Below are 9,453 nucleotides of genomic sequence, written 5' to 3' on the forward strand. Positions count from 1 at the left end.
CCTTGCAATACAATGTAGAAGTATCATGTGTTACAAGGTACTTAAATGGAGGTTTTTTTAATGATTTCTTCTCAAATGTTAAAAGGAATGCTGGAAGGATGTATCTTGGAAATAATATGTAAGCAAGAAACATATGCTTATGAAATCTCAAAATTGTTAGAAGAATACGGATTTGGGAAAATATCTGAAGGGACAATTTATCCTATTATCTTACGCCTACAGAAAAGTGAACTGGTAAAAGCAACTGTGAGGGACTCTAATAGTGGACCAAAGCGCAAATATTATCGTTTAACTGAAAAAGGAATAGTTAGTTTATATGAATTTAAAGTTAATTGGAAAGAACTAGAACATGCAATTAATAATCTGTTTATTAAAGGAGGTAATGAAGATGAATAAACTTACAAAGGAAATCTTAAAGAAAAATAATAATAGAGAAGAATTTATCTCTGAGGAAAATCAAGAAATATATACAAATATGGTTGTATATTTAAGAGGTTCTGATTTAACAGAATATAATCAAGAAATTGTTAGAGAAGATTTAATAGAATTGATATTAGATGGTCAGCAACGAGGCGATAATATTCAAAAAGTAATGGGAGGTAAGTATAAGGAAATTTGTGATGAGGTTATTGATGCTATGCCTAAAAAGACAAAAAAAGATAAGATTGTAGAAGTTATAGGTACATCGTTAAACTCATTATGGATTCTAGGTGTTATAGCCGTAATTAAGAACTTGGCAGTCAGTCTGATATCAAAAACATTTGAATTTAATTTTATAATGTCAATAGGGGATATTATTACTACAATTTTAATTATCATCTTATCAAATGCCGTTGTATGGTTTATTTCTAGAACTGCTTTGAATGAAAAACAGACAAACAAGAAAGTCTCATTTTTAAAAACATGGGTAGTTCTTTTAGTTGTTTTTGCTGCTATAATATTGCCTAGTATTTATTTTGATACTACGGCTTTAAATATTCCACTAATAATAGCAGTAATAAGTGTTTTATTATTATTTTTTACAAGTAAAATAATAAATTCAAGAGTATATTAGATCTGTTTTTGAAGATTTTTATTAAAATATTTATTATGGTTACTAATAAATACAATAGACATGTTTCCGTATACTGATAGTGTCACCGAAAAATGATTAGGGTTAAGTTTATATATTAGACAATATTAGTAGAGTTGCGGAGATAGAATTAGTGTAAGTATTTTCAATAGGTGGTGGAATTATGATAGAAGTTTTGTTTAGTGATAGTGAAAAGGGTTCTATGCAATTAGCAAAAGTTTATGATGAAAAGAAGATATTAGGTGGAGCAGTTGGCTATATTGGCAAAAAGCCAACTAGTGATGATATAATGAAACATTTTAAAGGTAAAGCAGTTGGCGGAAATTCTAAGGATGTTGTTAATATAGGTTTTTCATTGGATGTTGGAGATATTTCTGGTGCGATTGATGGAATTGAGCGTCAAAATGTTTTCCATAAATTGTGGGGACGATATGATTTTGATAATAAGGAACAAAAACAGTTTTTTCAAAATCAACGTAAAGATGTTCAGAAACTGTTGTCTGCTGCAAAAGATGGTGTATCTATACGAATTTGGAAAAGCAATGCTCCTTATTCTACCTGTGGATTTTACTTTGTTTGCAATTTATTAAGAAGTATTGACTGCAATATAAATGTTGTTTCTTTACCTAAATATAATCCAATATCTGAGAATAAAACAGTAGAGTATAGTCACTGGGGAGAAGTTGAATCAGGTAAACTTTATCAATTATTACCTTTTGAAAAACAGTTAACTCAGATTGAAAAAAGAATTGTTAGTGACCACTGGTATTACTTAATGGTAGAAAATGCACCATTACGTGCAATTATAAATGGGAAGCTAACTTCTGTACCAGAAAATTTTTATGATTTCATTATCACTAAGAATCTGCCTGATAATGATTTTATAATGGCTCGATTCATAGGAACGCTCTTAGGAGAATATAGTCTAGGCATTAGTGATAGTTGGTATGCTTTTCGTATTGACAAAATGATAGATGAAAATAAACTAATTGTTATTGAAAATAAGGACCATTCACACCCATATGGAAAAGTGTTAAGAAAAGCAGTACATAATGTATGATTATATGAAAGACTTTCCCTATACACTCCAGAACCAAATCCAATCAGACTTTAATTATCGTTTATGTCAATATCATTAAAATCCCTTATATTTATTAAATCAGAATTTGCTTTTTTGGCAAATATCTGTGCAATTTTTTCAGTATTATTCTTGTATTCCGAACAATAAACAATCAAAGATTTCATTGATCACTCCACCTATCGTAATTTTCTTATCAGATTGAAAAATCCCTCAAATCTAATAATTTGAGGGAATAAAATTATTCTTTATAACCGCTCTTCTTGATCTAAACAACCACCTTAACAACTGTACTTCCAGACAAAAGATCAGCTATGTGTCTGTTATCTTTACGTACAAAAACCATGAGTATATATACAATGGCAAGAGTTATGGATAATGACAAACTAACCAAGGAAAAAGGTGAGTCGAAATCGTTATAAATCCCATTAATGGTACTCATATGTCCAAATTGCCAGGGTAAAAACTTGAGCGTATTTCTTATGATGCTCCCTTTCATAGGATTACCTTTATAGATCACCTTTAAATTTGTTTTTCTTTTACCCCAGGAAGCAAAATGTTTCTTTCCTTCCATTATTGAGAAAATGATGATTAGTGGAACGATGGAGGTAAAAGCTGCTATAAGCTGTGATTGAACATTTGTGAATACAGGAATCTCATTAAAAATCAACAGATAATTGGTTAAAGTAATGATTAGTAAAAGTAATAAATAAGCACTAATAAACAACCAGTCTAAAAATAGTTCTTTACACCTAAGTGCAATTCCTGGAGCTTCTAAGTTCTCTTTGTCTCCATCTTCCATCATATATCTCCCCACATTTATTTTATATTTTGATAATATGTACATTATATATTATAGCACTAGTTAAAGAATCTTAAATTTAGGTCTATCATTTATTATTATGATTTGTAACATCATTGTGTCTATGAACTGAAAAAATAATTGCAAAATTATTTGTAGGACGGGGTTCTACTCCGCCCTCATGTAGAAGTTCATTTGATTCGTCTAAGAAATTTACAAATCATATGCTCTCTTGTTTAAGAGCATCTATAATATTTTCCTTCTTAATCTTTTTACTAGAGTAAAGCACTGCTACTCCAACTATAATAAACACTGCTACTATTGTTATAAACACACTTATCCATGGAAACGTAAATTCAAAGTCAAATTTCGCCATAAGTGTTTGGTGAATGAACACCATTATTCCAAAGCTTATTGGAAGTCCGTATAATAGCGCTTTCATGCCATAGAATATACTTTCATAATTTATCATTTTATTAAAGCTTTTAGGTGTCATTCCCACTGACTTTAACATTGCAAACTCTCTTTTTCTCAGTGCAATACCCGTTGAAATTGTATTAAAAATGTTCGCTATGCAAATTGTGGTAATCAGTAAAATAAACGCATATGTGAATACTGATATTAATACAATCATTTGTTCTTCCCTCTGCCTTGCCATATAAAAGTTAAAAATAGATATATCGTCTAGTCCATATGATTTTTGAATTTCTTCAATATTTTCTTGAAGTCTTAAAGGATCGTTACTTCTCAAGAATAGTGTCGTATTCACAATCTTACTGATATTTTTATTGGCTTGAACTATTTTATTTAGGACATTCTCAGAAACAATCACATGAAAACTATCCCCAAAGCTTACAGATGAAATTCCCATGGGAACTTTATCGGTAAGAGCAGCAATTTCTACTGATTCAATTGGTGTATATCCCTCGAGTTCGTTGTTATAAACTTCTAATTCCAACATCTCTCCTAGCTTTAATTTTACAGCTTTTGTTTCAACATATTTACGTGATTTTTCGTACCTTACTGTATCAATGACTATTGCAGAAGGCTTTTTTGGATCTAGTAATTTAGCAGAATCAGCTCCGACTTCTTTTGCATAAGCTTTTAATACTTCATCACTTACTGCATTAAATATAACATAATAAGGATACTTCCCATCTTCTAGCGCATCTTTATGACTTCCCTTTAGATGATCAGCCATGAAATCTTCCTCAACCATAGCACGCATATCAATTTTATTTATATACGCATCTTCTGTAATATTATCAAGACTTGTTATTTTTTGAATGATCTCTTCTTGTTTTGCCCTATCTTCCTCATTAAAAAATACTTCTATATCATAATTTACACCCTCTTGACTTAGCAAGATAGATTTTTCAAGACTAGATGTAAAGTAGGATACCGCTAAAAATAGAATCATACTTATAATCAATGAAAGTACAGTTGCTCTATATCTAGATTTATTTCTTTTGAGATTCTTTAACCCCAGTTCACCTTCTAAACCAAATATTTTTCTTGTTAATTTTGATGTTGTTACTTCTTTTCCGGTAATTTTTACATCTGTTGTTTGTCGGATTGCATCTATAGCAGAAATATTTGATGCTCTTTTTGCAGGTATATAGGTTGAAATCAAAATAGTAATGATAGAAACCATAATCGCAACAAATATTGTTGCGGGTAACACTACTAATCTAAGACTTTCAGATACGCCTAGTGCTCCTTTTAGCATAGAATTGATAATCCTAAATGTAACACTGATACCTACAAGTCCCGCTATCATTCCAATAGGAATGCTAATCGCTCCAATAATAGCGCCTTCAAAAAATACAGAGTTTCTCTTTTGCTTTTTAGTGGCACCCACACTTGATAACATACCTAAATATCTAGAACGTTCAGATACAGAAATAGCAAAAGCATTGTATATTAAAGAGATAGATCCAACCATTATGATAACCATAATAATAACTGATAAGGTAATAAGCATACTTCTAACCTTATCGTTTGAGACAACTCCATAGTATCTAAGTAAAGTATCATGAAAACCTACTTTTTCAATATTATTCTGAGATGCTAAATTTTCTGCATGCTCAAACAATGTAGAGTCAATACTATTTAAAATAATAGATGCATTTACCTTTTCACGAGAATTCATAATATTTTCATCAATATAGGATAATACTGTATATCCTGGAGACCATGTATGTTCCCAAGTAGGGCGTTCGGTGATGCCTACAATCGTATAAGTCATACGCATTTCTTTTGTCAAAACTTCTTGGATTTCACCTCCATTTTCGCGCAAAGGATTTACTTGGGATAATACTACTTTATCGTCTTGCTCATCATTAACATATCTTTGTCCAATCTCAAAGGTTAATACATCTCCTATTTTGTGATGAACTTTCGCATTGGTTATGATCGCTTCTGAGATTATAATTTCATTCTCTTTTTTAGGAAATCTTCCTTCTTTTAGTTCAATGGGAAAGTTTTCAAAGCCTTCTTCATTATACTCTCTAATGAAGATATAAGGTTTATGATCATTCTGACTTCCTTCTAAAAAAGCATAACCTGTATCTCTACTTAAAATGACATCTTTTGTTTCTTCATCATTTTTTATCGCTTCGATTTGAGTGCTATTTACATTCTCATAAAGAACGTGCCATCCTCCTTCATCTGATATAACTTGTCTTTGCATTAAATCCATAAAAGAAATTGCAAGGGTAGCTACCGATGTGATCATGGCAACGGAAATGATTACACCTACTATGGTAATAAGGGTACGTTTTTTGTTTAGTTTTAACTGTCTTATAGTAAGTTTGTTTAAGATATTCATGCCCTGATCAACTCATTTCTAGTGATTCGACCATCTTCTATTTCTATAATTTTATCTGCCTGTAAAGCAATACGTTCATCATGAGTAATTACTATAAGAGTTTGACTATATGTTTTGTTAAACATTTTAAGCAATTCTATAATTTCATTGCTATTTTTGCTATCCAAATTTCCTGTAGGCTCATCTGCTAACATGATTGTAGGATTATGAATAAGAGCTCTTCCTATGGAAACTCTCTGCTGCTGTCCACCAGAAAGTTGGTTTGGCAAATGACTTAGTCTATCTGTAAGTCCTAATATTTTGACAATAGTATGAAGTTGATTTTCATCTACCTTATGACCATCAAGTAATAAAGGCAACGTAATATTTTCTTCTACATTTAGTACAGGTATCAAGTTATAGAACTGATAAATAAGTCCAATTTGCCTACGTCTGAAAATTGCTAGTTGGGTTTCATTCTGTTGATATACATCTGTATTTTCCACTAATACCTTCCCACTGGTAGGTCTATCCACTCCACCAAGCAGGTGCAGTAGCGTTGATTTCCCTGATCCTGAAGGACCTACAATTGCAACAAACTCTCCTTTTTTAACAGAAAATGATATATCGTCTAATGCCTTCACCACTGTTTCTCCACTACCATATAGTTTAGAGAGATGCTCTACTCTTAATACTTCCATTTTAAAACCTCCAAATTTCTTTTATGAACATATTATATCTGTCTGGAATGACTACTCGGTGACTTTACTATTACAATTTTGTCACTTTTTACGTCTCCTATGAAATTTGTTTATAGAATTTTATATGGAACTGTGTACCTCGGTTCTTATGGCTGGTAACACTTATATCACCGTTTTGAATCTTTATAATACTCCATGCCATTGCAAGACCTATTCCTATGCTCTCCTCACTTGCATTCTTACCTTTATAAAACCGTTTAAATATATAAGGCAAATCTTCTTTTCCAATCCCACTTCCATTATCTCCAATACAAATTTCCGTGTATATTGGATTATCCTTATAAAAAATTGAGATAATTCCTCCATTATGTGTATGTTCAATACAATTTTTTATAATGTTAATAACTGCCTCTGATGTCCAATTAAGATCACCATAAAATCCAATATCCGGATTACCTTCTATTTTCAATTCCTGATCCTTAATTTCTATTGGAATGAAAAGTGGTTCAAGTGATTTTTGAATCAATTCTGATACGAACACTTTCTCTTTTTTAAAAGTTACTGTTCCCGCATCTATTTTAGACAATTTTAATAATGAAGTCAGAAGCCATTCCATACGCTCTAGCTGAATTTCAATATTTTTAGTAAACTCTATTCTCTTATCTGGCTTTAAGTTTGCATCACTCAGTAAATCTATCATGATCATCATAGATGTGAGAGGTGTTTTAAGTTGATGGGATATGTCCGAGAGCGAATCTGCAAGTTGTTCCTTTTCTTTTTTCAGAAATTCTCCTTGCTTCGTGAGCATAAGGGTTACCTTATAAATTTCGTTTTTTATAATACTAAGTTCTCCCTCTTCATTATCTCTAATATCTAAGGAGTAGTTCCCAGTGCTAATAGTTCTCAAATAACTTGAAAGCTTTTCAATCTCTCTGTATCTTTGGAAAGTATACAATATACTACATAGCGCGAGTAAGCACATCATAATAAAAGATATGATTCCTGCCATAGGATGCATATAGTATATAATAATTGCACCGACAATAGATAATAAGATCATAATAAGTAGCATATTCCTCAGTTGTCTATTCCGAAGCATTCAAGTCACCTATTCTATATCCAAAACCTCGTACAGTCCTTATAATAGTTGGGTTCTGGGGATCATCCTCTATCTTTTCACGTATTCTCTTTATATACACTGTCAATGTATTATCGTTGACAAAATCTCCAGCTACATCCCATATGCCCTCCAAAAGCTGACCTCTAGTTAAAACTTGTCCTTTACTCTTTGCAAAAGTGAGTAATAGTCTATATTCTAATGCAGTAAGATTAATTTCTTGTTCGTTTTTATAAACTTTTGCATTCAATGTATCGATTTGTATATCTCCTATTTTAAGTATAGCTTTTTGACCATTTTCTTTATCATAGCGTCGTGATACTGACTTAATACGAGAAAGAAGCTCTTTCACTCGAAAAGGCTTTGTGATATAGTCATCTGCACCCATATCAAGACCCATTACTATATTCACCTCATCATCACATGCAGTTAAAAATAGTATTGGTATATCAGACTTTTCTCTTGCGATTTTACACAATTCATATCCACTTCCATCTGGTAATGATATATCAAAGATACATAAATCGAAGTCAATCTCTGCTAGCGCTTTTTTACCTGATGAAACAGTATAACAAAGGATTATTTTGTAGCCTTCTTGTTCCAAAGAGTACTCTAACCCAGATGCTATTGTCTTATCATCCTCCACCAATAAAATCTTCAAAACATCACCTCATTTAATTTACCATCTTAATTGATACTATATCATTAAAAGAGCGTCTTCAAGCTTTATTTGACTGTTTGTCATATTGGGTGTAGCCATTGGGAGTCAAAATAATTATACAATTTCTACACAGCCTTATGCTCCATTTATGCGTATTTTCAGTCCGTCTTTGATCAGCTTGGCAGCATTCTCCACTCCAACTACTGCTGACAAACAACATGCTTTAGGGGTTATCATCCTTCCAACATCGGTGACTAGACCTTTTACGGACACAAACAATGGTGTCAAACTTGGATCAGTAAAGGTGGTGACCAATATATCTCCATCTTCTAGATTGGCATCTTTCATATCTAAGATAACACGCGCCCACCCCTCTATTACTCTGGAAGAAACAGGTAAACATACAATGACTTTTGTTGGATATTCTCGTTTGTATGCGCCTGTCTCACCATCAGACATGATCACACGTGGTGGAGTTAGTTTTTCATAGAATTTGTACTCATCTTTAATTTTTGTTAATGATCTCCTAATCCAGTTCATCCTGCATTAACAGGCACTAAGACTCTCACCGTAGGTTGCGGGCTTCTAGCTCTTTTCAGTTGCTACAAGGTACTAGCGAAAACATGTTTTCGCTTGGCTCGTTGTTTCGCGAAAACTAATATTCAGTATGGGGTGAAGAAAAGCCCTATTGAATAAAGTTTCACTTTATCCCTATTTTTACTCAAAAAAGATAGTTCGTATCAATATCATATAACAGATGGTACCTGCCATAATGGACACATACATATTCTTTTTCTTTATGTGTACGAGTATAACAATCAGAATTGATAAAATTTCCACTAATCCATATGGATACTCACCATAACCGGTATTACGAATGCAATAGCAGACGAGAATTACCATAATTGCTGGAGGCAGTACATAACCCAGATATTGAAAACTATAGAAAACTATTGAAAACTAATAGGGACATGGCTCAACCAGAAAACTAAGAAAACTAATAGGGACATGGCAACCATAAGCATTTATTCAAAACATAATTTCTTAAAATCATTGAAAAAAGGAAAAAAAAAATAAAACTAATTAAGTTTAGAAGGTGTGAAAGAAAGATATTGGCATGGTAATAAAACCATTTATTAATGGTCTGAAAAGAGGGATAGTTATTAATAAGCGTTGATTAGGCAGCTCTTATTCGTTCAAATAATTGTGCTAA

10 protein-coding genes and 1 pseudogene are annotated in these 9,453 nt (G+C 32.1%); 3 read left to right on the top strand and 8 right to left on the bottom strand.

Features of this window, described 5'->3' with window-relative positions:
* Positions 1 to 60 precede the first annotated feature (60 nt).
* The 3 genes from GC105_RS13785 to GC105_RS13795 all read left to right on the top strand — a co-directional run bounded on the left by GC105_RS13785 (position 61) and on the right by GC105_RS13795 (position 2,132).
* Complete coding sequence (locus tag GC105_RS13785; protein ID WP_152805915.1) at positions 61 to 396, top strand: PadR family transcriptional regulator; 336 nt, start codon at positions 61 to 63, stop codon at positions 394 to 396.
* On the top strand, positions 389 to 1,054 hold the full coding sequence (locus GC105_RS13790) for a DUF1129 domain-containing protein (RefSeq protein WP_152805918.1): 666 nt from the start codon (positions 389 to 391) through the stop codon (positions 1,052 to 1,054). The genes GC105_RS13785 and GC105_RS13790 overlap by 8 nt, the downstream gene beginning before the upstream one ends.
* 181 nt (positions 1,055 to 1,235) lie before the next feature.
* On the top strand, positions 1,236 to 2,132 hold the full coding sequence (locus tag GC105_RS13795) for a DUF3658 domain-containing protein (RefSeq protein WP_152805921.1): 897 nt from the start codon (positions 1,236 to 1,238) through the stop codon (positions 2,130 to 2,132).
* Between the two features lie 50 nt (positions 2,133 to 2,182).
* On the opposite strand, the gene GC105_RS17525 is transcribed toward GC105_RS13795, so the two are convergent.
* The 8 genes and pseudogenes from GC105_RS17525 to GC105_RS17735 form a co-directional block, all read right to left on the bottom strand.
* Positions 2,183 to 2,317, bottom strand: a complete 135-nt coding sequence (locus GC105_RS17525) for an NADPH-dependent FMN reductase family protein (RefSeq protein ID WP_281350135.1) — start codon at positions 2,315 to 2,317, stop codon at positions 2,183 to 2,185.
* Between the two features lie 101 nt (positions 2,318 to 2,418).
* The gene (locus GC105_RS13800; protein WP_207706983.1) at positions 2,419 to 2,952 is read right to left on the bottom strand and encodes an RDD family protein; all 534 of its coding nucleotides are present in this window, start codon (positions 2,950 to 2,952) and stop codon (positions 2,419 to 2,421) included.
* Between the two features lie 220 nt (positions 2,953 to 3,172).
* Positions 3,173 to 5,782, bottom strand: coding sequence for an FtsX-like permease family protein (locus GC105_RS13805; protein WP_152805927.1), 2,610 nt, complete (start codon positions 5,780 to 5,782; stop codon positions 3,173 to 3,175).
* Positions 5,779 to 6,462, bottom strand: a complete 684-nt coding sequence (locus tag GC105_RS13810; protein ID WP_152805930.1) for an ABC transporter ATP-binding protein — start codon at positions 6,460 to 6,462, stop codon at positions 5,779 to 5,781. The genes GC105_RS13805 and GC105_RS13810 overlap by 4 nt, the downstream gene beginning before the upstream one ends.
* 97 nt (positions 6,463 to 6,559) lie before the next feature.
* Complete coding sequence (locus GC105_RS13815; protein ID WP_343030045.1) at positions 6,560 to 7,522, bottom strand: sensor histidine kinase; 963 nt, start codon at positions 7,520 to 7,522, stop codon at positions 6,560 to 6,562.
* Positions 7,523 to 7,547: 25 nt separating this feature from the next.
* Positions 7,548 to 8,240 carry a response regulator transcription factor gene (locus GC105_RS13820; protein ID WP_152805935.1) on the bottom strand — a complete coding sequence of 231 codons (693 nt, stop codon included), beginning with the start codon at positions 8,238 to 8,240 and terminating at the stop codon, positions 7,548 to 7,550.
* A 135-nt stretch (positions 8,241 to 8,375) separates the two neighbouring features.
* A pseudogene (locus GC105_RS13825) lies at positions 8,376 to 8,759 on the bottom strand (PEP-utilizing enzyme); the annotation flags it as partial.
* A gap of 198 nt (positions 8,760 to 8,957) precedes the next feature.
* Positions 8,958 to 9,194 carry a branched-chain amino acid transporter permease gene (locus tag GC105_RS17735; protein WP_425481536.1) on the bottom strand — a complete coding sequence of 79 codons (237 nt, stop codon included), beginning with the start codon at positions 9,192 to 9,194 and terminating at the stop codon, positions 8,958 to 8,960.
* Positions 9,195 to 9,453: the final 259 nt, after the last annotated feature.

It is taken from the genome of Alkalibaculum sporogenes, assembly GCF_009362815.1.
In the GTDB taxonomy this organism is placed as follows: domain Bacteria; phylum Bacillota; class Clostridia; order Eubacteriales; family Alkalibacteraceae; genus Alkalibaculum_A; species Alkalibaculum_A sporogenes.

Bases quoted from the DNA above. Each gene is read 5' to 3' on its own strand.
- GC105_RS13785 (WP_152805915.1), top strand. From the start codon at position 61: ATGATTTCTTCTCAAATGTTAAAAGGAATGCTGGAAGGATGTATCTTG.
- GC105_RS13790 (WP_152805918.1), top strand. From the start codon at position 389: ATGAATAAACTTACAAAGGAAATCTTAAAGAAAAATAATAATAGAGAA.
- GC105_RS13795 (WP_152805921.1), top strand. From the start codon at position 1,236: ATGATAGAAGTTTTGTTTAGTGATAGTGAAAAGGGTTCTATGCAATTA.
- GC105_RS17525 (WP_281350135.1), bottom strand. From the start codon at position 2,317: ATGAAATCTTTGATTGTTTATTGTTCGGAATACAAGAATAATACTGAA.
- GC105_RS13800 (WP_207706983.1), bottom strand. From the start codon at position 2,952: ATGGAAGATGGAGACAAAGAGAACTTAGAAGCTCCAGGAATTGCACTT.
- GC105_RS13805 (WP_152805927.1), bottom strand. From the start codon at position 5,782: ATGAATATCTTAAACAAACTTACTATAAGACAGTTAAAACTAAACAAA.
- GC105_RS13810 (WP_152805930.1), bottom strand. From the start codon at position 6,462: ATGGAAGTATTAAGAGTAGAGCATCTCTCTAAACTATATGGTAGTGGA.
- GC105_RS13815 (WP_343030045.1), bottom strand. From the start codon at position 7,522: ATGATCTTATTATCTATTGTCGGTGCAATTATTATATACTATATGCAT.